27 protein-coding genes are annotated in these 21,707 nt (G+C 50.9%); 10 read left to right on the forward strand and 17 right to left on the reverse strand.

The window, feature by feature from the left end; all coding sequences use genetic code 11:
- Window positions 1–60: 60 nt before the first annotated feature.
- The 9 genes from mgtE to JL719_RS21380 are packed head-to-tail and all read right to left on the reverse strand — an operon-like array spanning window position 61 to window position 7,444.
- The gene (gene mgtE, locus JL719_RS21340) at window positions 61–1,419 is read right to left on the reverse strand and encodes a magnesium transporter (RefSeq protein WP_033157740.1); all 1,359 of its coding nucleotides are present in this window, start codon (window positions 1,417–1,419) and stop codon (window positions 61–63) included.
- Window positions 1,420–1,454: 35 nt separating this feature from the next.
- On the reverse strand, window positions 1,455–2,312 hold the full coding sequence (rapZ, locus tag JL719_RS21345) for an RNase adapter RapZ (RefSeq protein WP_033157739.1): 858 nt from the start codon (window positions 2,310–2,312) through the stop codon (window positions 1,455–1,457).
- A 56-nt stretch (window positions 2,313–2,368) separates the two neighbouring features.
- Complete coding sequence (gene hpf / locus JL719_RS21350) at window positions 2,369–2,659, reverse strand: ribosome hibernation-promoting factor, HPF/YfiA family (protein ID WP_020483551.1); 291 nt, start codon at window positions 2,657–2,659, stop codon at window positions 2,369–2,371.
- A gap of 39 nt (window positions 2,660–2,698) precedes the next feature.
- On the reverse strand, window positions 2,699–4,135 hold the full coding sequence (locus JL719_RS21355; RefSeq protein WP_033157738.1) for an RNA polymerase factor sigma-54: 1,437 nt from the start codon (window positions 4,133–4,135) through the stop codon (window positions 2,699–2,701).
- A 13-nt stretch (window positions 4,136–4,148) separates the two neighbouring features.
- Complete coding sequence (gene lptB / locus JL719_RS21360) at window positions 4,149–4,874, reverse strand: LPS export ABC transporter ATP-binding protein (RefSeq protein ID WP_033157737.1); 726 nt, start codon at window positions 4,872–4,874, stop codon at window positions 4,149–4,151.
- Window positions 4,874–5,374: a lipopolysaccharide transport periplasmic protein LptA gene (gene lptA, locus JL719_RS21365; RefSeq protein ID WP_033157736.1), complete on the reverse strand. Its 501-nt coding sequence runs from the start codon at window positions 5,372–5,374 to the stop codon at window positions 4,874–4,876. The genes lptB and lptA overlap by 1 nt, the downstream gene beginning before the upstream one ends.
- Entirely contained in the window at window positions 5,361–5,927 is a 567-nt protein-coding gene (gene lptC, locus JL719_RS21370; RefSeq protein ID WP_033157735.1) for an LPS export ABC transporter periplasmic protein LptC, read from the reverse strand. The genes lptA and lptC overlap by 14 nt, the downstream gene beginning before the upstream one ends.
- Complete coding sequence (gene kdsC, locus JL719_RS21375) at window positions 5,924–6,457, reverse strand: 3-deoxy-manno-octulosonate-8-phosphatase KdsC (RefSeq protein WP_051670155.1); 534 nt, start codon at window positions 6,455–6,457, stop codon at window positions 5,924–5,926. Before kdsC ends, lptC begins: the two co-directional genes overlap by 4 nt.
- A 12-nt stretch (window positions 6,458–6,469) precedes the next feature.
- A complete protein-coding gene (locus tag JL719_RS21380) occupies window positions 6,470–7,444 on the reverse strand; it encodes a KpsF/GutQ family sugar-phosphate isomerase (RefSeq protein WP_084153354.1) in 975 nt (324 codons plus the stop codon).
- Between the two features lie 144 nt (window positions 7,445–7,588).
- Here JL719_RS21380 and JL719_RS21385 point away from each other — a divergent pair, with 144 nt between their 5' ends.
- Genes JL719_RS21385 through hisD form a run of 7 tightly spaced genes read left to right on the forward strand, consistent with a single transcriptional unit; the run spans window position 7,589 to window position 13,232 of the window.
- The gene (locus JL719_RS21385; protein WP_033157734.1) at window positions 7,589–8,407 is read left to right on the forward strand and encodes an ABC transporter ATP-binding protein; all 819 of its coding nucleotides are present in this window, start codon (window positions 7,589–7,591) and stop codon (window positions 8,405–8,407) included.
- A 17-nt stretch (window positions 8,408–8,424) separates the two neighbouring features.
- Window positions 8,425–9,207: a lipid asymmetry maintenance ABC transporter permease subunit MlaE gene (mlaE, locus tag JL719_RS21390; protein WP_033157733.1), complete on the forward strand. Its 783-nt coding sequence runs from the start codon at window positions 8,425–8,427 to the stop codon at window positions 9,205–9,207.
- A gap of 1 nt (window position 9,208) precedes the next feature.
- A complete protein-coding gene (gene mlaD / locus JL719_RS21395) occupies window positions 9,209–9,673 on the forward strand; it encodes an outer membrane lipid asymmetry maintenance protein MlaD (protein WP_033157732.1) in 465 nt (154 codons plus the stop codon).
- Window positions 9,673–9,984: an STAS domain-containing protein gene (locus tag JL719_RS21400; protein WP_033157731.1), complete on the forward strand. Its 312-nt coding sequence runs from the start codon at window positions 9,673–9,675 to the stop codon at window positions 9,982–9,984. The genes mlaD and JL719_RS21400 overlap by 1 nt, the downstream gene beginning before the upstream one ends.
- Before the next feature lie 33 nt (window positions 9,985–10,017).
- Window positions 10,018–11,283, forward strand: coding sequence for a UDP-N-acetylglucosamine 1-carboxyvinyltransferase (gene murA / locus JL719_RS21405; RefSeq protein ID WP_033157730.1), 1,266 nt, complete (start codon window positions 10,018–10,020; stop codon window positions 11,281–11,283).
- A 15-nt stretch (window positions 11,284–11,298) separates the two neighbouring features.
- On the forward strand, window positions 11,299–11,928 hold the full coding sequence (gene hisG, locus JL719_RS21410) for an ATP phosphoribosyltransferase (RefSeq protein WP_033157729.1): 630 nt from the start codon (window positions 11,299–11,301) through the stop codon (window positions 11,926–11,928).
- 2 nt (window positions 11,929–11,930) lie between these two features.
- Window positions 11,931–13,232 carry a histidinol dehydrogenase gene (gene hisD / locus JL719_RS21415; protein WP_033157728.1) on the forward strand — a complete coding sequence of 434 codons (1,302 nt, stop codon included), beginning with the start codon at window positions 11,931–11,933 and terminating at the stop codon, window positions 13,230–13,232.
- A gap of 50 nt (window positions 13,233–13,282) precedes the next feature.
- Here the strand turns inward: hisD and JL719_RS21420 are convergent, their stop codons facing one another.
- Window positions 13,283–13,579, reverse strand: coding sequence for a BrnA antitoxin family protein (locus JL719_RS21420; protein ID WP_033157727.1), 297 nt, complete (start codon window positions 13,577–13,579; stop codon window positions 13,283–13,285).
- Window positions 13,554–13,832: a BrnT family toxin gene (locus JL719_RS21425; RefSeq protein WP_033157726.1), complete on the reverse strand. Its 279-nt coding sequence runs from the start codon at window positions 13,830–13,832 to the stop codon at window positions 13,554–13,556. Before JL719_RS21425 ends, JL719_RS21420 begins: the two co-directional genes overlap by 26 nt.
- Window positions 13,833–13,974: 142 nt before the next feature.
- On the opposite strand from JL719_RS21425, the gene JL719_RS21430 reads away from it, so the two are divergent.
- Entirely contained in the window at window positions 13,975–14,310 is a 336-nt protein-coding gene (locus JL719_RS21430) for a hypothetical protein (RefSeq protein WP_129871445.1), read from the forward strand.
- 123 nt (window positions 14,311–14,433) lie between these two features.
- Window positions 14,434–14,757, forward strand: a complete 324-nt coding sequence (gene relB, locus JL719_RS21435; protein ID WP_033157724.1) for a type II toxin-antitoxin system RelB family anti-toxin transcriptional regulator — start codon at window positions 14,434–14,436, stop codon at window positions 14,755–14,757.
- Window positions 14,758–15,074: 317 nt separating this feature from the next.
- Here relB and JL719_RS21440 read toward each other — a convergent pair whose 3' ends face one another.
- The 4 genes from JL719_RS21440 to JL719_RS21455 form a co-directional block, all read right to left on the reverse strand.
- The gene (locus JL719_RS21440; protein ID WP_033157723.1) at window positions 15,075–15,443 is read right to left on the reverse strand and encodes a hypothetical protein; all 369 of its coding nucleotides are present in this window, start codon (window positions 15,441–15,443) and stop codon (window positions 15,075–15,077) included.
- Window positions 15,443–15,919 carry a hypothetical protein gene (locus JL719_RS21445; RefSeq protein ID WP_084153352.1) on the reverse strand — a complete coding sequence of 159 codons (477 nt, stop codon included), beginning with the start codon at window positions 15,917–15,919 and terminating at the stop codon, window positions 15,443–15,445. Before JL719_RS21445 ends, JL719_RS21440 begins: the two co-directional genes overlap by 1 nt.
- 457 nt (window positions 15,920–16,376) lie before the next feature.
- Window positions 16,377–17,045 carry a laminin B domain-containing protein gene (locus JL719_RS21450; RefSeq protein WP_033157722.1) on the reverse strand — a complete coding sequence of 223 codons (669 nt, stop codon included), beginning with the start codon at window positions 17,043–17,045 and terminating at the stop codon, window positions 16,377–16,379.
- A gap of 435 nt (window positions 17,046–17,480) precedes the next feature.
- Window positions 17,481–18,362, reverse strand: a complete 882-nt coding sequence (locus JL719_RS21455; protein WP_033157721.1) for a LysR substrate-binding domain-containing protein — start codon at window positions 18,360–18,362, stop codon at window positions 17,481–17,483.
- A 348-nt stretch (window positions 18,363–18,710) separates the two neighbouring features.
- On the opposite strand from JL719_RS21455, the gene JL719_RS21460 reads away from it, so the two are divergent.
- The gene (locus JL719_RS21460; RefSeq protein WP_033157720.1) at window positions 18,711–19,487 is read left to right on the forward strand and encodes an ATP-binding protein; all 777 of its coding nucleotides are present in this window, start codon (window positions 18,711–18,713) and stop codon (window positions 19,485–19,487) included.
- Window positions 19,488–19,605: 118 nt separating this feature from the next.
- On the opposite strand, the gene JL719_RS21465 is transcribed toward JL719_RS21460, so the two are convergent.
- Both JL719_RS21465 and JL719_RS21470 read right to left on the reverse strand, forming a co-directional pair.
- Window positions 19,606–20,145 (reverse strand): response regulator, encoded by a 540-nt coding sequence (locus JL719_RS21465; protein WP_033157719.1) that lies wholly within the window; start codon window positions 20,143–20,145, stop codon window positions 19,606–19,608.
- 94 nt (window positions 20,146–20,239) lie between these two features.
- Window positions 20,240–21,529 carry an ATP-binding protein gene (locus JL719_RS21470; RefSeq protein WP_033157718.1) on the reverse strand — a complete coding sequence of 430 codons (1,290 nt, stop codon included), beginning with the start codon at window positions 21,527–21,529 and terminating at the stop codon, window positions 20,240–20,242.
- Window positions 21,530–21,707 lie beyond the last annotated feature (178 nt).

The following is a 21,707-nucleotide window of genomic DNA, read 5'->3' on the forward strand; positions in this document are numbered from 1 at the left end:
GAAAATCCGCTACTGAATGCCCGAAATACTATCATTTTCCGTGACAAAAAGCACAGTTCCTTACAGTAAAAACAAGGTTGCTAAGCCCAAAAAGGCCATGAATCCAACCACATCGGTCACTGTGGTCAACAACACACCGCCAGCCAGTGCTGGGTCTACGCCGATCTTGTCCAACAACACCGGAATTGCCACGCCGGACAAAGCCGCGCACACCAAATTGATCAACATTGCCACGCCGAGCAACATACCGATATGCGGATTGTGGAACCACAGCCCAGCCACTACCGCCACCACAGCAGCCCAAACCAAGCCGTTTAGCAGGCCGACCGAGACCTCTTTAAACAATAAACTCACGGCGTTACCGGTGGTGACTTGTCGCAAGGCCAAGCCCCTGACAACCAGTGTTAAAGTCTGACTGCCGGCGATACCCCCCATAGACGCTACAATCGGCATCAATACCGCCAATGCGACGATCTGTTGAATAGTAGCCTCAAACAAATCGATGACTGAAGCCGCCAAGAATGCGGTGAGCAAATTCACGCCCAACCAAAGCGCACGACGCTTGGCACTACTAAATACCGGCGCAAACATATCCTGCTCTTCGCTCAAGCCGGCCATGCTCATTAAGGAGTGATTGGCTTCTTCGCGAATCAAACCCACGACATCGTCGATAGTGACGCGCCCCAAAACCTTACCGTCATTGGCTAACACGGGCGCGGACAGCAATTTTCGGCGCTCGAACAAACCAGCCACATCCCGACTAGGCATACCGTAGGGAATACCTGAGCTACGGGTATCCATAATCGACTCAACTTTGGTATGCGGGTCGTGGGTCAACAATTGATTAATCGGCAACAAGCCCTGAAACTGCTCTTTGCGATCCACCACGATTAGACTGTCTGTTGCAGTCGGCATATTACCGCGCAAGCGTAAATATCGCGTCACGACATCCAGCGTTACATCGGCGCGAATGGTTAACACATCGTCAGACATCAAGCCGCCGGCGGTATGCTCGTCATAGCTAAGCGCCTTTTCGATGCGATTGCGGTTATGTACACCGATAGATTCCATCACTTGCGACAGCAAAGGCTCAGGCAATACATGCAGCAGATCGACCATACCGTCATGGCCCATGGATTCAGTCGCGGCAATCAAATCTTTCCTGTCGGTAATTTTCAGCAAGCTGCTACCCACTTCGACATTTATCTCGACCAGAATTTCGCCGATCACGCTGGGCGGAATCAACGCCCACAGCTTGGCTCGCAGTTCCGGCTCCAATGACTCGAGAATATGCGCCGCTTCCGCCGGGTATAAGGAACGCACTAGGTTCCTAATCTCGATCAGAGAGTCTTTTGTCAGCACTTCGATGGCGCGATCTAAAAGATGCTCGGTATTTTCAAGCTTTGCTGCTGATGTCATGGGTAAAAACCAAGAAATTGGGCTAGGGAATTGCGTTAACGCAATTCCCTATGCCTGACGATAACGTTAGGAGTAATAGTTTGAAAGTGCTTACTCAATGCCTCGACCAGATAAACCGAACGATGTTGCCCGCCGGTACAACCGATCGCTATGGTTAAATAACTGCGATTATCCGATTCGAAGCGCGGCGCCCAGCGACCGATGAAATAACCTATATCATGCAGAAACTCTTTGACGATCACTTCGTTCTGCAAAAAATCGATGACCTCGGCGTGTTTACCGGTCAATCCTCGCAGTTCCGGCGCCCAATAGGGATTGGGCAAACTGCGGGCATCGAACACGAAGTCGGCATCCAACGGGATACCGTATTTAAAACCGAAAGACTGAAACAAAATCGACAAAGAACTTTTGCCTTTTTCGCCCAAACGGTTTTTCAGCAAATCCCGTAACTGATGATAGTGGGTGAAACTGGTATCTATAAGTATATCGGCACGAGCTGCCAGGGGTCGCAGCATTTCCCGTTCGATTTCCAAAGCCTCGCGCAGCGGCCTACTTTCGGTGGTCAACGGATGGCGGCGGCGCGTTTCACTGTAGCGCTTCAGAATGATGTTCTCATCCGCTTCCATGAAAACCAGTTCGCAATCAATACCTTTGCTGCGAATAAAAGTCAGGCTATCCGGGAAATCGGCTAACTTCTGGTTACGGTTTCTGGCATCGATACCGATAGCGGTTTTACTATAGGTCGCCGGGTCTTTCAGCATCACATGATCGACAAAATCCTCAAGCAAGGTTACGGGAAGATTGTCGATACAGTAATAGCCGCAATCTTCCAACGTATCCAGGGCAATACTCTTACCCGATCCCGATAAGCCGCTAACAATGACTAGTTTCATATCCAAACCGATACAGAGCAAATTACCTCATCCACTCTGTACCGCTCGACCTCAACTTAACGATGGTTCTGATTTTTTTCTTTATGTTTGACGATTTGTCTATCGAGTTTGTCGACCATATTGTCGATAGCCGCGTACATATCTTCTTGTACATCTTCGGCATACAGTTTGGCGCCGCTGATTTGCACGGCTGCTTCGGCTTTTTGCTCAAGCTTCTCAACGGTCAAAATGACGTGAACATCAACGACATTGTCGAAATGACGTTTGATTTTGCTAATTTTTTCATCCACGTAGGCTTTTAATGCTTCGGTGACTTCTACGTGATGACCTGTGATACTGACTTGCATGGAATACTCCTGTTTTTAAAAATTATTCTTCCAGATTGATCAAATGTGCCTTTTCCGCTGGCTGGTTGAAGGAATGGACATCGCTTCCCGATATTTGGCAATGGTGCGGCGCGCGACATTAATGCCCTTCTCATTCAATAAGTCCGATATTTTACTATCGCTCAATGGCTTGGCCGGGTTTTCACTGCCGACCAACTCTTTTATCAGCGCCCGAATCGCGGTCGCCGAACACTCTCCCCCGCCATCGGTACTGACATGGCTGGAGAAAAAATATTTAAACTCGATCACACCGTGCGGGGTGTGCATGTATTTTTGCGTGGTGACCCGAGAGATCGTCGATTCGTGCAATTCCAATTCCTCGGCAATATCGCGCAAGACCATCGGCTTCATCGCAATCGCGCCGTGCTCGAAAAAATCGCCTTGTTTTTCGACAATGCTTCTCGCCACGCGCAACAAGGTGTCGTTACGACTATGCAGGCTTTTAATAAACCAGCGCGCTTCCTGCAGATGGTTTTTCATGCTGACATTGTCATGGCTATTGTCGGCACGTTTGATCATCCCGGAATAAAAAGGATTGACGCGCAATTTGGGCGCTATCTCCGGGTTCAGATTAACCTGCCACTGCCCATTCACTTTGGCAACAAACACATCCGGCACCACATACTCGACATCCGAATCCTGCAAGCGCGCACCGGGTTTTGGGTCCAGGGTTCTGATTAGCGCCAGCACCCCCTTTAATACATCCTCGGTCATCCCTATCCGCTTCATCAAGCGCGCTTGATCGCAACTGGCCAATAAATCCAAATGCCTGTGCACAAACTCCAAAGCTTCCGACCGATAAGGCGTCGTAGCCGGTAACTGTTGCAGTTGCAAACCCAGGCAGTCAGCCAAATCCAACGCTGCCACACCAACGGGATCAAAGTTTTGCACCCTATGCAACACGGCCAGGACTTCATCCATTTCCAAGCCTTCCAGTTGATCCTGGAGTCCCTGAAAAATATCCGCCAATTCGCTGGTCACATAACCGTCATCGTTAATCGCGTCGATGATAGCGGTAGCTATCGCATAATCGCGGTCAGAAATCGGAATCAGCTCCAGCTGCCAAACCAGATGGTCGCGTAAAGACTCGGATTTGCCGCGAAAGGCCTCGAATTCCGGACTATCGCCCTCATCGCCACCGCTGGGCAAAGAGCTTTCGTAGACATCGTCCCAACTGACATCGACCGGCAATTCGTCCGGCATATCGGTTTGCGAGCCTTCGCTGGTTTGCTGATCGGTGTTTTCGAGTTTTTTATCGCGAAACTCCAGATTAGGCAGCTCCTCTTCGTCGATCTCCAACATCATGTTGGATTCCAAGGCTTGCTGAATTTCCTGTTGTAAGTCCAAAGTCGACATTTGCAACAGCTTAATAGCCTGTTGCAATTGCGGCGTCATGGTCAGACTCTGACCGATACGGAGTTGTAGAGATTGCTTCATGACTATTCGAATTTCATAAACTAAATTTCTCGCCCAGATACACTCTACGCACCTCTTCGTTATCCACCAACTGGCGCGACTGGCCTTCGGCGATAACCTTCCCATTGTTCAAAATATAAGCGCGATCGCAAATCTCCAAAGTCTCCCGCACTTTGTGCTCGGTAATCAAAATCCCGATACCGCGATGCTTCAAGTGCGCAATGATTTTTTGCAACTCCAGCACCGAAATAGGATCGACGCCGGCAAACGGTTCGTCGAGCAGAATAAATTGCGGCTCACTGGCCAAAGCTCGCGCAATTTCCACCCTGCGCCGTTCGCCACCTGACAAACCAAGCGCCACCTGATTACGTAAGTGGTTGATATTAAACTCTGTCAATAACTCATCGATCAACAACTCGATTTGCCCATCGGTCAAATCGGCCCGAATCTGCAATACCGCGCGTAAATTATCGGCCACACTCAATTTACGAAAGACCGAAGCCTCTTGCGCTAGATAACCGATTCCCAAGCGCGCGCGCCGGTGCATCGGATGATGCGTGATGCGCTGCTCGTCAAAAAAAATCTCGCCGCTATCGGCTTTGACCAAGCCCACCATCATGTAAAAGCTGGTGGTTTTCCCGGCTCCGTTCGGGCCCAACAAACCTACGACTTCCCCGGTGTCCACCCTCAGGCTGACCCCATCGACCACATTTCGATTGTTGTAGCGTTTAAACAGCTGTTCCGCAACCAATCGCGCCATTATTGCGCCTGCTTAGGCTTGGGTTTAATCACCGAGTGCACGCGCTTGCCGTCGGATTGCGCTTCACCCGCCTTCAGCAAGGAGTTCTTGGTATCGTACTCGATATACTCACTGGATTGTTTAGCATCGCCCTGCCAGACCGAGGCATTTTTCATAAATTTCAGCAAATTCTGGTCGGGGTAAAATTCGTTGATCAAGCCCTCCCCGTGCATTTCTTCCTTGCCCACCGCCGGCAACTGCTTGAATCGCGACGGTTTACCGGTAGCAATCAATTTGATAATCGCACCATCTTTCAGATAAACCACCAATTTATCGCCATCGATTCTGATCGTTCCCTGCGTAGCGACCACATTGCCGGTATAGGTGCTGATTTGCGCCTTTTCGTCGTAAACCGCATTATCCGAGTCGATATAGATGGGTTGTTCGGAATCCGACTCCAGACCAAACGCCATCCGCGCCGAGAATATCAGGCCTACACCGACCATTTTACTTAATTTCATAGCGACCTTTCACTTTGGACAACAATTTCAGGTGAATCGGACTAACAAAAGTCGCTTCCATTCCTACTCCCGCCGTTTTGTTGGGTGGGCTGATGATCTCCGTCCACGCCTGTGTCTCCGCATAATGGCTGGCGAGTTTTACTCGCAGATCCGATGTATTGATGGTCAGCGCCGAATTGGTTTTCGAGGCCTCCCGATTGATATAAGCACTACCGTTAAGTTGCAAATTATCGCCGTCCGCAGCCATCACGCCGCTGTCGGCCTTGATTAGCCAAGGCATCTGGTTGGGGTTATACAAAGTCATTACCGGCTTTTCCAGATGCGTACTGCCGTCGGCTTTAAAGTGCTGCATTTTTTCCGCGGCCAATTCGCTTTTCGGCACACCGTCGATATTCATTTCCTTTTTGAAATAACCCAAGCTAAAAAAATCCGGGCTATTTTCGACAATTTTCATTTCGGCGTCACGCTGTTCATTCAGCTGAACCAGCCACCATGACAACAATGCTGCCAAGCCGACATAAATAAAAATCTGTAGATTTTTCAGTACGGTCATAAATAGGTTTGCAGCACGCTGTCAAAGTTACCTTGGACTTGCATGATTAAATCGCATACTTCCCGAACCGCGCCTAAACCACCAGCCGTCTGTGTTTGCCAATGAGCATAATTCTTTAGCACGAAATTGGCATCTTGCACTGCCACCGCAAAACCCACTTGACGCATCACCGGCAAATCCAGAATGTCATCGCCGATATACGCCACTTGTTCCGGCGTTAGGACCAGACGCTGCAAAATTTCCGCGAACGCAGCCCGCTTGTTCTCGTGACCTTGGTAGACAAGCTCAACTCCAAGACTCTGCATACGCAGCGCGACCGAATTGGATTTGCGCCCGGAAATCACCGCTACTTCCACTCCGGTCTGACGCAACAATTTAATGCCATGCCCGTCGCGCGCGTGAAAACATTTGTATTCTTTGCCGTTATCGTCGAAAAATAAACGGCCGTCGGTCAGCACGCCATCCACATCCAGAATCAACAGCTTTAGCCGCTTAACAGCACTCAGTAATTGGGGGCTTAAATCGAACATCACTCGTCACTCTCAGACTATGCCTGCCCGCAGCAAATCGTGCATATTCAACGCGCCCAACAATTTTTGTTGGCTGTCGACGACCAGCAGGGCATTGATTTTTTTACTTTCCATGATTTGCATGGCTTCCGCCGCCAACATATCCACATCGATCACTTTACAAGGCCCCGTCATGACTTCGGCGATACGTGTCGCATGCACATCCAGATTTTTTTCCAACATGCGCCGCAAATCACCGTCGGTAAATATCCCGGCGACCCGGCCTTCGCCATCGACCACTGCGGTCATGCCCAGCTTCTTGCCGGTCATTTCCAACAAGGCATCGCTCACTAAAACGCTATCCGTCACCACCGGCACTTCACTGCCGCGGTGCATAATGTCGTTAACCTGTAACAACAAGCGTTTGCCCAAGCTACCGCCTGGATGCGACAAAGCGAAGTCGTCGCGGGTAAAACCCTTGGTTTCCAATAGCGACACGGCTAACGCATCGCCCATGACCAATGCCGCCGTAGTGCTGGCAGTCGGCGCCAAACCCAACGGGCAAGCCTCATGCTCGACAGCTACATTGATGTGCACACTAGCAAACCTGGCCAAGGCCGATTCGGGATTACCCGTCAACGCAATCAACGGCACGCCGAGTCGCTTAATAATAGGCAATATCGTCAGGATTTCTTCGGTTTCGCCGGAATTGGACAATGCCAGCACCACGTCCTGCCGGGTAATCATGCCAAGATCACCGTGACTGGCTTCTCCGGGGTGCACAAAGAAAGCCGGGGTGCCGGTGCTAGCTAGCGTCGCGGCAATTTTACCGGCAATATGCCCGGACTTACCCATGCCGGTGACAACCACACGGCCTTTGCAAGCCAGCAGCAACCGGCAGGCGCTGACAAATTGTTCATCGATGCGTGCAGCCAAGCCGGCAACCGCCTGCATTTCGGTCTGAATCACCGCCAACGCCAACGCCTGTATGTCTTGATCACAACCCACGGAAATTAACTCCACGCACCCAAACAAAAAGGAACCATTATTGCATGTTATTAACCGACTTTTCACCCCAAGTCATTGACTTATTCTCGGCCAGTCATAGAAAATAGCCTGTTCCCAATCCAAAAACTCTTTTGATTCCGGTAAATGGCCAATAGCGCAAGTCCTGAAGACAATATCGTTTCGATTAGCAACTTGAGCTTTTCCAGAGGCCCCAGGAAAATTTTCGACGCTGTCAGCCTGGAGATTCAGCGCGGCAAAGTCACGGCCATCATGGGCCCCAGCGGCACCGGCAAAACCACGCTTTTGAAATTGATCGGCGGCCAGTTGGCCCCGGATCGCGGCCAAATCCACGTGGACGGGCAAAATGTTCACCGCCTGAAACCTCGGGAACTCTACGAATTGCGCAAACGCATGGGCATGTTGTTTCAAAGCGGCGCGCTGCTCACGGATATGAGCGTCTATGACAATGTGGCGTTTCCGATGCGCGAACATACCCACTTGCCGGAATCGATGATTCGCACCTTGGTATTGATGAAACTGCACGCCGTCGGTTTGCGCGGTGCCCGCCATTTGATGCCCAACGAGTTGTCCGGCGGCATGGCTCGACGGGTAGCTTTAGCACGTGCCATCGCCCTCGATCCGCTAATGATCATGTACGACGAACCGTTTACCGGCCAAGACCCCATTTCCAAGGGCGCGCTGGTACACTTGATCAAGGCGCTGAACACCACTCTAGGCCTGACCAGCATCATCGTTTCGCACGACGTACAAGAAACTGCCGCCATCGCCGATTACATCTATGTCTTGTCGGGAGGCAAAATCATCGGCCAAGGCACCCCGCAAGAATTACAACAATCCGATTCGGAGTGGGTGCAACAGTTTATGCACGGTGATGCCGACGGCCCTGTACACTTTCACTATTCGGCGCCTGATTACCTAGACGATCTGCTGGCGAGCAAATAACCACCTTGTATTCAACCATGTTTCAATTTCTGCAAAATCTGGGAAAAGCCACGCGCAGCAGCTTTGCCAAGCTCGGCCGCGCTTCGTTTTTTCTGAGCCACACGCTGACCGGCATCAGCGACGTGCTGCCACGCCCCAACCTACTGATCAAGCAGGTCTATTCGGTAGGCGTTTTGTCGTTTCTAATCATCACCATCTCCGGCCTGTTCGTCGGCATGGTTTTAGGTTTACAAGGTTTTAATATTCTGTCCGACTTCGGCGCAGAGGAATCGCTGGGCGTGATGGTGGCCGCCTCCTTGGTACGCGAATTAGGCCCTGTAGTGTCGGCACTATTGTTTGCCGGCCGGGCAGGCTCGGCATTGACCGCCGAAATCGGCTTGATGAAGGCCACCGAACAATTGTCAGGCATGGAAATGATGGCCGTTGACCCGATCAAACGCATCATTTCGCCACGTTTTTTGGCAGGCTTTCTGTCCATGCCCTTGCTTGCCGCCTTGTTTAGCGCCATTGGCATCATGGGCGGCCACCTGGTCGGCGTGGGCATGCTCGGCGTTGATGACGGCGCGTTTTGGGCGCAGATGCAGGCTAGTATCGATTTTCAAGAAGATATTGTTAATGGCGTAATCAAGAGCGTGGTGTTCGGCTTCGTAGTGTCCTGGATTGCCTTGTTCGAAGGCTACGATGCGATCCCCACTTCAGAAGGCGTCAGCCGCGCCACCACCCGCACCGTGGTCAATTCGGCCTTCTCGGTACTGGCACTCGATTTCATTTTAACCGCACTCATGTTTGGAGACATTTAACATGCAGCATTCCAAAACCCAGGATACTCTGGTCGGTTTTTTTGTCGCCAGCGGCATCGCCGCCTTGTTTTACATGGCGTTGCAAGTCAGCAATCTAGGCAGCTACAGCAGCGACGACAGCTACACGGTCATCGCCCATTTTCAAAACAGCGGCGGCCTAAAAGTCAAATCCCCGGTGTCGGTCGCCGGCGTGCGCATCGGCCGGGTATCTGCTATCCGACTGGACAAGGACAGCCACGAATCGGTCGTGGAAATGCGCATCGAATCGCAATACAACAATCTACCCAGCGATTCCGGCGTGAGCATTTATACCGCCGGTCTGCTGGGCGAACAGTACGTCAGCCTGGACCCCGGCTCGTCGGACGAATATTTAAAGGATAAAAGTACCATCGACATCACCAGTTCCGCCATCGTGCTGGAAGAAATGATAGGCAAATTCATGTTGAACAAAGCGGAAGGCAAATAATGTCCAAGCTGACATTAACCGAACAGTCGCCCGGCCACTTTACCGTGGAAGGCAGCCTGACTTTTGCCAGCATCGACAAACAAACCTTGCAATCCTTCAAGTTTCTGAAAGGCATGGACAGCATGTGCATCGATCTAGCTAAAGTCCAGACCACCGATAGCGCAGGCCTGGCCTTGATGATCGAATGGATCAGGCTCAGCCGGATGGGCCGGGTCAAGCTGTCCTTCAAGAACATTCCGGCTCAGCTGCTGGCATTGGCCAAACTCAGCGGCTTGGACGAAACCGAATATTTTGCAACCCACACGCATTAAGCTGCATTCCAATTTACAAACCAATAAAAATCCATGGATAAATTACTGATTACCGGCGGCCAACCGCTACACGGCGAACTGAGAATCTCCGGTGCCAAAAACGCCGCCCTGCCAATTCTGGCCGCTACTTTATTGTCCGATGTGCCGGTCAGCGTCGGCAACATTCCGCATTTGCACGACATTACTACTACCATGGAATTGTTGGGACAAATGGGTGTGGGCCTGACCGTCGACGAAAAAATGAACATCGAAGTCGATACCAGCACCATTCACAAATACGAAGCGCCTTATGAACTGGTGAAAACCATGCGCGCCTCGATTCTGGTATTGGGACCCTTGTTGGCGCGTTTCGGCAAAGCCTATGTCTCGTTGCCCGGCGGTTGCGCCATCGGCACACGGCCTGTAGATATTCACATCGACTCGCTGCTGAAAATGGGCGCCGACATTACCGTCGAAGCCGGCTATATACACGCCAAGGTTAAGCGCTTGCAAGGCTGCCATCTGGTGCTGGATAAAGTCACCGTGACCGGCACCGAAAACATTCTAATGGCCGCCACACTGGCCGAAGGCGTGACCATCATCGAAAACGCCGCGAAAGAACCGGAAGTCACCGACCTGGCGCATTTTCTAAATAAAATGGGCGCCAAAATCACCGGCGTCGGCACCGATATTCTCACCGTGGAAGGCGTGGAAAGACTGGGCGTCGAAGGCTTGCATTACGACATCCTGCCCGACCGTATCGAAACCGGCACGTATCTGGTGGCCGGCGCGATCAGCCGCGGCCATGTAAAACTGAAAAACACCGACCCCAACACGCTGGATGCGGTATTGGTTAAATTAAAAGAAGCTGGCGCCGACATCACCTGCGGCGAGAATTGGATTGAATTGAATATGCACGGCAAACGCCCTAAAGCCGTCACCGTGCGCACCGCCCCCTATCCGGCGTTCCCGACCGACATGCAGGCACAATTTACCGCGCTGAATTCCGTCGCCGAAGGCGTAGGCCTGATTACCGAAACCGTATTCGAAAACCGTTTCATGCACGTGCAAGAACTGCAACGGATGGGCGCGCAAATCAAGCTGGAATCCAACACCGCCATCTGCACCGGAAGCGGTCAACTAAAAGCCGCCCCGGTTATGGCTACCGACCTGCGGGCATCCGCCAGCTTGGTGCTGGCCGGTCTAGTTGCCGAAGGCGAAACTTTGGTAGATCGGATTTACCATATCGACCGTGGCTACGATCATATCGAAGAAAAATTGTCACAACTGGGCGCTACCATTCGCCGCGTTCCTAACTAAATCACTCGCAAAACCATGTTGACCATTGCCGTATCCAAAGGCCGTATTTACGAAGAAGCCCTGCCGTTTCTGGAACAAGCCGGCATCACGCCGATTGACGATCCGGACAAGAGCCGGAAACTGATTCTGCAAACCACCCGCCCCGACGTGCAGTTGGTGATCATCCGCGCTACAGACGTGCCGACCTTTGTGGAGTACGGTGCGGCGGACTTGGGCATCGCCGGCAAGGACGTGCTGATGGAACACGGTGCGGAGAGTCTTTACGAGCCGCTGGATTTAGGCATCGCCGGTTGCCGCTTGATGACCGCCGGCCCGGTTAATGCCCCGGAAGTGAAAGGCCGCTTGCGGGTCGCCACCAAATACGTCAAAACCGCACAGCGTTATTACGCCAACTTAGGCATTCAAGCCGAAATCATCAAGCTCTACGGTTCGATGGAGTTAGCGCCGCTTGTCGGATTGGCCGATTGCATCGTCGATTTGGTCGATACCGGCAACACCCTAAAAGCCAACGGCCTGGAGCCACGGGAACTAATCGCCAACATCACCTCTCGACTAGTGGTGAATAAAGCGGCGATGAAAATGAAACATCAAGCCATTCAAGCACTCATCGATCAGTTCGAAACCACGTTGGCCCAGAGGGTGTAATCATGACTGCGATCAAGATGCTGCGCCTAGATAGCGCGGCAATCGACTTTGACAAACAACTGCAAGCCCGTTTGGCCTGGGATGCCAGCGATGATTTAGAGATACACAAACGGGTATTGGACATCATCGCCGACGTAAAAAAGCGCGGCGACAAAGCCTTGCTGGAATACACCAACCGCTTCGACGGCACCGCGTTTAAAGCCGCCTCCGAACTGGAACTGGACCGAGCTGCATTACAACAGGCCTGGGATACTTTACCCAGCACCCAAGCCATCGCCCTACAAACCGCCGCCGACCGAGTTCGCGCCTACGCCGAGCATCAAAAGCTGCAATCCTGGCAGTACACCGAACTCGACGGCACCGTGTTGGGCCAAAAAGTCACCGCACTGGATAAAGCCGGCCTCTACGTACCGGGCGGCAAAGCCGCTTATCCGTCTTCGGTCTTGATGAACGCGATTCCGGCGAAAGTCGCCGGCGTCGGCGAACTAATCATGGTAGTACCGACACCGCGCGGCGAAACCAATGCACTGGTATTGGCTGCGGCGCAGGTCGCTGGCGTCGATAGGGTATTTACCATCGGCGGCGCCCAAGCGGTCGCAGCTTTGGCTTACGGCACAGAGTCGATCCCGGCGGTGGATAAAATCGTCGGCCCCGGCAACATTTACGTCGCCACCGCAAAGAAACTGGTATTCGGCCAAGTTGGCATCGACATGATCGCCGGTCCTTCCGAAATATTGATCATCTGCGACGGCGAGACCAACCCGGACTGGATCGCGATGGATATGTTCTCGCAAGCCGAACACGACGAAAACGCCCAGGCCATTTTAATCAGCGATGATGCCGCGTTTCTGCAGCAAGTGGAAGCCAGCATCAACAAATTACTGCCGGACATGGAGCGCGCCGACATCATCCGCGCCTCCTTGACCGGCCGCGGCGCGTTTATTAAAGTCGCTAACTTATCCGAAGCCGCAAAGGTAGCCAATCGCATCGCCCCGGAACATTTGGAGTTGTCCGTGGCGGAGCCGGAAGCCTTGTGCGAGCAAATCCATAACGCCGGCGCCATCTTCATGGGTCGCTTCACCGCCGAAGCGCTAGGCGATTATTGTGCCGGACCGAACCATGTGCTGCCGACTTCCAGCACCGCCCGCTACTCATCGCCTTTAGGGGTTTACGATTTCCAAAAGCGCAGCAGTTTGATCAATTGCTCAGCGGTTGGCGCGCAGAACTTGGGCAAGATTGCGTCAGTGTTGGCGCGGGGCGAGAGTCTTACTGCGCATGCTCGGTCGGCGGAATTTAGGATTTAATCAACAAACTCGCGGAGGCCGGATAAGCGAAAGTATTTCCGGCCTGCAAATTATGCTGGCGAATGATCCTTCAGCCATTCTTTCAAGGCATCGTTCATCCTAGTCTGCCAGCCTTTGCCGGTAGCACGAAACGCCTCCAGCACCTCTGCATCCAACCTAATCCCGGTAAATACTTTCGGTGAATCCTTACGTGGCCGGCCACCTTTAGGCCTAAGCATTTCAACCGCCTGCTCCGTCCCAAATAACTCGGCAAACACCTCGCCGGCGGGGCGCATTTGTTTAAAATCGGTTTCGGTCAATTCGCGGACTTCGCCGTCAGCATCAGTCAACGGTAATGGTTTTGCCATATTTACGGGCCTCTCTTAAATTTGCTTTTCGGAAACTAATCACGCGGACTCCACCGCTGATTGGCGTAAAGCACAGAATATGCAACCGATCATTCAGGAAACCCGCCGCAACAAAACGTCGCTCCGGATAATCCTGACGAACATCTTCTGTCGCAATGGCGCTAGACCAGTCAAAATCTGCCACTCGCTCGAAGCTCAAGCCACGTTCGATGATGTTTCTGGCGTTTTTTACAGGATCGAACTCGATGATCATGAGGCATTAATGTATAAACAAAAACTGGTTAGAGCAAGTTTTTGTTTATACGAAAAGTGATTTTGTGTCGCTAACGCGACGATTTTTGTATGTCGGGTCTCGGCCCGACAGCCGAGATACTTTCTTTTGCTTGGCAAACCACATGGATGTGGCGAATGCCGAAAATGCAGGAGCAATTTTCGGCCAAAAGAAAGTATCCAAAGAAAAAGCCACCCGACATTCCGCCTTTATCCTGCGCTTTTACGAAAACCATCCATGGTTTTCGCCCTGCGGGCCAGCCTATCGGCTGTTCAAATTTGCTCCAGGCAAATTTGTCGTTTTTGCCGAGGGTTTTCGGAAGGGGCTTCCCAGCCCCTCCGAAAACGAGCGACATCCTTGCCGCTCCCCTACGGGCTATTCTCGCCAAAAGCTGCAATGCTCGGGGCGGAATAACGGGAACAAAACCGTCCCTTACCTCAAAAGAAAACCAATACTATAGAATGTACCCACGCGAGGAGGCACATCAATCGCGAACGGCTATTCGTCTTGGTTTACACCTCGTGCCAAAATGCCATTCGGATTGTCTCGGCCCGCAAAGCCAATCAACGAGAGATCAAATTCTATGAAAATAGTACGCATGACAATTGAACCGGATTCAGAAGTTGGCCGCGTCGATCCGGCTCGTATCGATACCACCACGGATGCCGATATAGCCCAACAAATTGCCCAGGACGAAACCAATGCGATGCTGGATTCCGCCCGCTTCGCCCGTCGAGTCCGTAACCGCCTGGGTTTGAGCCAAGCCGAATTCTCCAAACGGATTGACGTATCGCTTGAGACGATTCGTAACTGGGAACAAGGCAAACGCTCACCCACCGGAGCGGCCAAGGCGTTGCTGAAAGTATTGGACAGGGCGCCGGAAGCGGCTTTGGCGGCGCTAGACTAATTTTTTGTGTCGTTTTCGCGATGGATTTTTATATGCCGACGCGAACCGATAGCCGCGATACTTTATTTTGCTAGGCTAAAAGTTACGATGCTCGGGGCGGGATAACGGGAACAAAACCGTCCCACAATTCCAATACTATAGAATGTACCCACGCAATGAGGCTCATCAATCGCGAACGATGCGCTTCACGTTGTTCAGCACATCCTACGGCCCTGTAGGCTGGGTTGAATGAACATCAAGACAATGTTTCCAGCTATAAACACCAGTATCTGCATGCTTTATCCGACGCGAAACCTTTCAAAATTCCTGATTTATAATCAACATATATCAAAATCGCCAATTATTTCATCAAGGACTTTATCAATACCAAATGCTTTTTCTTGAATTATTGTATATAGGTCTCTGAAAGTTTCTTCAGCTTCTTGAGATCCAATCGACAAACTAGAATATCTCATAACACTTACATCAGAAAAATCATAAGAAGCTAAGGCGGCCAAATAATCTGGTGACTCATTATTTGGAAAATACAATAAAACAATAGCACCACCATCCTTATAAATACCCCATGTATATTTTTTTCCATATAAAAAATAAAAAAATTCTTTATTTTCATTGCTTGGAATAACTGTGCTAATTTTTTCTGCATTTGCAATCATTGCATTCGCGGCTATTACTATTTTAGACATTATTTTTCACCCATAATTTCGCCAAAACTATCAACAGTAAGATTTTTTAATCTTTCACGAAACTCACTAACCAATGATCTCTTTATTGGCTCAGTAATTTTTCTTTTTCCAGAAACCGCTTTTTCGGCCTTAATTATAAACTCTGAAAAGTGGCTTTTTAGCTTAGGATGACCGTTGATCTGCCCTATAATTTCATGAAAAATATTCACAATTTCTTTAACACCTTCTTCATCGTTGGCGTTCAATCTATTTAGGCTTTCTAATTTTTCACGTAGCTCATTTAGCGTTGTTTGAAACGCATAATTTAATACTAACCGAAGTGCGATAGCGATCTCTTTTCCTTTGTATCGAAATAGGTAAATTGCAATCCCAGAAGCAATTATCGTTAATAGATCAGATGAAAAACTAACAAAATCTACTATTAGTCCAATAGCCTTTTTGGTGAAATTTACTACGGTATTCCAGTCAATTTCCATGCTTAACCCGGCAGATTCACGTCATTATTGAAGCTCAAAGGCAGCGTAAGGTGCAATCCATTAGGGTATCAAAGGAGTGCCGCATGTTGGCCTTTAATCATTCGGCGCATTACAATATCACTAATACCCTATGTTTCGAGCTTTGCAAATATTAAACGATTTCGGATTTCGCAGCGGGGTTTTCTCCCGTATGCCGCGCCGAGCGCCGGAGCTTTTGGTGGGAATAGCCCGAAGGGGTGCGGCAGGGATGCCGCACGTTGGCGAAGGGGCAGGAAGCCCCTTTCGCCAACCCCCGCCAAAAGCTTCGGAGCGCAGGGAACAAGCGGCATCCGGGCCGCCTTTTCTTTGGGTACTTTCTTTTGGCGGAGCAAAAGAAAGTATCTCGGCCGTCGGTCCGAGAACCGACATACAAAAAACCCGTCGCGCCAGCGACACAACAACATAACGAGTCAGCGCGTTACGATCGACGAATACGCGACCAAAACCCCGCAAACCCCACGCCAAATAACCAAAACGCCCCCGGCAACGGCACCGTTTGCAAAACCACATTATCCAGCCCTGCAGTTTCAAAAATGCCGTTGGTATATTCCCCATGAATATAAAGCCCGCTCAAGTCGGACAACACATTATGAAAATCACTTTGGCTGGCGAACACCCCGTCTGTGGTGTCCAGTCGCCATTCCGACGAGGGCGCGAAGTTCAGGACGATATGGGTCCAGCCACTGTTCGGCACAATATTCGGGTCACGCTTCCAGAGCAAGCGTTGGCCATTTCCTACCAACATGACGTCGGTGGTTTGCCAATTGACATCGCCATCGCGATACGTCAAATCGTAGGATAATCCGGTAGCACTGGTCTGCGCCCCCAGGAACGCAGCGGGAGCGGAGAAGGTAAAATCGCCACCGTCCGGATCATTGGCGGCGAGATAATTGCCGCGATTGCCACCACCTGACACGTAACTGGGTTGGTATTGACCAATGATCGAATAATTGTTCTGGCTGAAATCGGCAAAACTGACGATTTGCCAGTTCTCGCTGTCGACATCGAACGAACTGGACACGCTGGCGAGAATCGGCTGCGAAGTCAACAGGGCGATAGCAACAGGTAATAACTGTTTATTGTTCATGGTCGGTACTCCTAAGGTAAAAGCCCGGCATTGAGATCGGGCAACGTGCTTGCTTGGCCATAAGGCTCAAGGCATTGGTGGCAATAGTCGCAATTTTTGTCGCGCCTCTTATCTCCGTCTTCAAATAGTCCAAATATCAGGCTGTTATCAGGCGTAATAAGGGTTAAGGACTTTGCAAATATTAGACGATTTGTAACTTCACGTCGGGGATTACGCCAGTATGCCGCAGTAAGTACCTATCTCAGCTATTAAACGGACATACGAGACAAGGGCCGCCTTTTTTTCGGCTAAATACAAATTAACTTCTAGCGAATACCCGCAGCCGACAGGCTGCCATACAGAGCAAAAGACCATCAAAGGTTTTCGTGGAAAATGTCATTTGGCCGTCGGTTCACGAACTGCCATTAAAATAGTCGCCACGCCAGCGGTGTATACCTAAATGTCCTTAGCCGCATCCCGCACCAATCCGCTCAAGCGCCGAATCAGCTCCCCTCTGGCACTGGTTTTGCGCCAAACCATGCCTATGGTCCGGCTCGGCGCCGGCTCAGCGAATGGCAGATAACGTAGCCCCGGTTCGTCTCGCACTGCGATACGTGGCATGAAGGTGATGCCGGTACCGGCGCGAACCATTTGCCGCAAGGTTTCCAGACTGGTGGCGCGAAGATCCTGTTCTTCGTCGGCGCCGATTGTTTGGCAGATTTGCAAGGCATGCCCACGCAGGCAATGGCCTTCGTCAAGCAATAGTAAATGTTCGCCGTTTAGATCGTCTGGCTCGACTTGCGGCTTGGCCGCCAACGGATGACCGTCCGCCACCGCCAGTAAAAACTCATCGTCGAACAAGGCCTGGCTTTCCAGAAAATCCTCGTAAATCGGCAAGGCTAGCAAGGCGCAATCCATCTGTCCGCTGTGGAGTTGCTGTAACAATTGCTCGGTTTTTTCCTCGACCAGAATCAGGCGGATGCGTGGTAAATCCTGCTTGATTAAGGGTACCAATGGCGGAAACAAATAGGTCGCCAAGGTCGGAAACGCGCCAAAGCGCAGGTTACCGGCCAGCGGGTCCTGGGCTGTAGCGGCCAGTTCCTTGATATTGTCTTGCTCCTTCAAGATGCGCCTTGCCGACGCCACGATCTGCTCGCCCAACTCGGTAGGCAGCACTTTTTTATTGGTGCGCTCGAAAATCTGGATACCCAATTCGTCTTCCAACTTTTTTATCTGGGTACTCAAGGTCGGCTGGCTGATGCAGCAACGGTCTGCCGCCTGCACAAAGCTGCGCAAGTCGGCAACGGCGATTAAATAATGTAAATCCCGCAGATTCATAGCCACCCCGTAAATAGCCAATAGCTATCGTTTAAATGATAACAATCGATTATAAGTCGATCATCGCGCAGAAACGCGCCTCGGCAGCCAAAGCCGCGACTTAAAATAAAGTCTAAGCAGTCTTTGGTTACCCGCACAAGCGGCATATACTGGCTACAGTGGGCAGCCACATTTCCACAATAGCTATAACTTTCCCACAAAATCTGTGGATAACTCTGTTGGCAACCCGTTAAAAGCCACGCTAAGTTGTTGCTGTGCTTAGAGTGGCGTTAAATTGTCTAAAATTTATACAATATTCATTTCTTTACACAAACCGGCACTTCGACCGGCCCCAGCCAAGGATCACAGATGATAGATTGGAACCACACCTATGCGGCAATTTGGCGCCAGCGCCAGGCGTTTCTGCGTCCCGTTCGGCAAATCGATCCGATCCGGCTGGATCAACTGCTGGGCATAGAGCCGCAAAAGCAGCAAATGATAGACAACACGCTGCGCTTTCTGGCGGGACTGCCGGCGAATAATGCCTTGTTGTGGGGCGCGCGCGGCACTGGCAAGTCCTCGCTGGTGAAAGCCTTGTTGAACGAATATTTGCACGAAGGTTTACGAGTCATCGAAGTCGATAAGCAAGATTTGCTGTATCTGCCGGAAATCGTCGACGACATCCGAGAACACAATCAGCGTTTCATTATTTATTGCGACGATCTGTCTTTCGAGAACGGCGATGCCCTATACAAGCCGCTAAAGAGCGTGTTGGAAGGCTCTATTGAATTACCACCGGAGAATGTGTTGTTTTACGCCACGTCCAATCGCCGCCATCTGCTGCCGGAACATATGCGCGACAATCTGGACACCCTGCTGGTTGACAACGAGGTGCATTATTCCGACACCATAGAGGAAAAAATCTCGCTGTCCGACCGCTTCGGTTTGCGGCTGGCGTTTTACCCGCAACATACCCAGACTTACTTGGACATTGTCGACAGTTATTTCGTCGATTATCCCGGCAACCGTGAGGCTTTGCACAAGGCCGCGTTGGACTTTGCCCATCAGAATGCCGCCAAAAACGGCAGAACCGCGAAGCAATTTTTCAATGCCTTTAGTAATGACGAGCATACCGAACAGCTGTAACTCCGTTCTAAACAAAGCGGCTCTCGGACTGGCGGGAGCCCGCTTAATACTTTGGCCCCCGATTTCGCAGGATTAACGGTATCGCGGAAATAATTACCAATAGAGCCGGCAATACTGTCTATTTAAAATCTTCGTCATCGAGAATAATCGAGCCGTCCTGCGCCCAATTCACTTGGGTGATACCCGGCTCCTCGGCTTCCAGCGCTTTAATAATCGCTTCTTTTTCATTCAGGAGTATTTGCTGCGCCCGCACCTGATCGGCCAAGGCCCGGTTTTCCAACAACATCCGTTTGTGCGCCAGACCGTTCTCGACCACATTGACAATTTCCAGATTGCTCCAGGGCTTGTTGATAAAGCGAAACACTTCCGCCTCATTGATGGCGTGCTGGGCGCCTTCCAGATCGGCAAAGCCGGTCAACACAATGCGCACAGCATCCGGCTGCATGCGCTTGAATAAAATCAAAAAATCGATACCGTTAATACCCGGCATTCGGTAATCGGAAATCACCAAATCAAAGCTATGTTCCTCAGCTAACAACAGCGCTTCCTCGCCGCTGGTTGCGGTAACGGGTTCGTACTGTTTCAGCAACCGCGTCAGCGCTTTCAGCACGTTCGGCTCGTCGTCGACGATGAGTATTTTAATATCTGCCTGGTTCATGATTTTGCACTAACAGTGGTCTATTGATGACATAGTCTGGCAGGTAAAGCCCTGTCTGCAAGTTTAGTATTCAAAAACCGCCAGACGCACCGGACTATTCGGTAGACGCCGATTCCGGCGGCCGAATCGGCAGCCAGACTCGAAACCGGCTACCCTGCCCAAGCTGGCTGCTTACTTCGATTTTACCGCCATGTTTACGGACGATATTCTGCGAAACCGACAACCCTAGCCCGGTGCCCTTGCCGACCGGCTTGGTGGTGAAGAACGGCTCAAACAAACGCGGCAGGTTCTCCGGGGCAATACCTTTGCCGTTATCGCGGATTTCCACCCAGACATTCGGCTCCGTGCAACCGGTACTAATATGAATATCGCCTTTGGTATCAATTGCGTGCGCGGCGTTAATCAGTAAATTCATAAACACCTGATTCAATTGCGAAGGCAGGCAATAAATCTCCGGTATCTCGCCGTATTGCTTGTGCACGGTGCAATGGTACTTCAGCTCGTTGTTGATAATATTCAGCGTGGAATCCAACCCTTTATGCAAATCGGCCAATTCCCAATCGTTTTTATCGGCATGCGCAAAATCCTTCAAATCCTGAATAATGTCACGCACCCGCGATAAACCTTCCATGGACTCAGCAATCAATTCCGGAATATCGCCGCGCAAATAGTCAAGCTGCTTGGTTTGTTTCAGCGTGCGCAAATTTTGCAGCGCCTCCTCAGAAAAGTTTTTTTCGGCTAAAGCGGCGTTGTAAGCATCCATCACGCAAAAAACGTCGCACAAATAGCCGTTCAGCGTATTCAAATTAGAATTGACGAAACCAATGGGATTATTGATTTCGTGGGCAATGCCGGCAGCCAGTTGCCCTATCGCCGCCAATTTTTCCGATTGCAATAGTTGCAAATGTACAGACTGATTCTCCTGATGCCGGCGTTGCACTTCGGCTTCCAGATAGGTATTTTGGTTTTTTAGCCAATCACGGGCATGCTTCAGTTCCAGCTGGGTTTTGATTCTGGCCAATAGAATCGACAAATGACACGGCTTGTAAAGATAATCCACCGCACCCAGTGACAAACCTCGCTCTTCCTCCAAATCAGAGGTCAAGGCGGTCACGAATATCACGGGAATATCGCCGGTTTTGGGATCGGCTTTTAACTGGCCGATGACTTCATACCCATCCATATCGGGCATCATCACATCCAACAAAATCAAATCCGGCTTTGGCGCACCACCCGCCAATTGCAACGCACGCTGCCCGTTGGTCGCTACCAAAATCTGGTAATACGGGGCGAGAAACTGCCCGAAAACCGACAGGTTGATAGACTCGTCATCGACTAACAAAATGGTGGCTTGGCGCTCTGTCGATTGTTTATCGGATTCCATCTAAATTCCGTTGGCTTGGGTGAACCATGATCTGGATTGACTGCAAGCGTCTCAGGCAAGCCGATTCCGGTCACGAACCCGCTTTTTGGCGCATCGGCAAAGTTTACCCGATTGTTGATGACATTCCAGCATGAACAGTGTGCCGATAGCCTAAAGTGCCTTTTGGCACTGCTTATAA

This window comes from Methylomonas sp. LW13 (assembly GCF_016865255.1).
In the GTDB taxonomy this organism is placed as follows: Bacteria; Pseudomonadota; Gammaproteobacteria; order Methylococcales; family Methylomonadaceae; genus Methylomonas.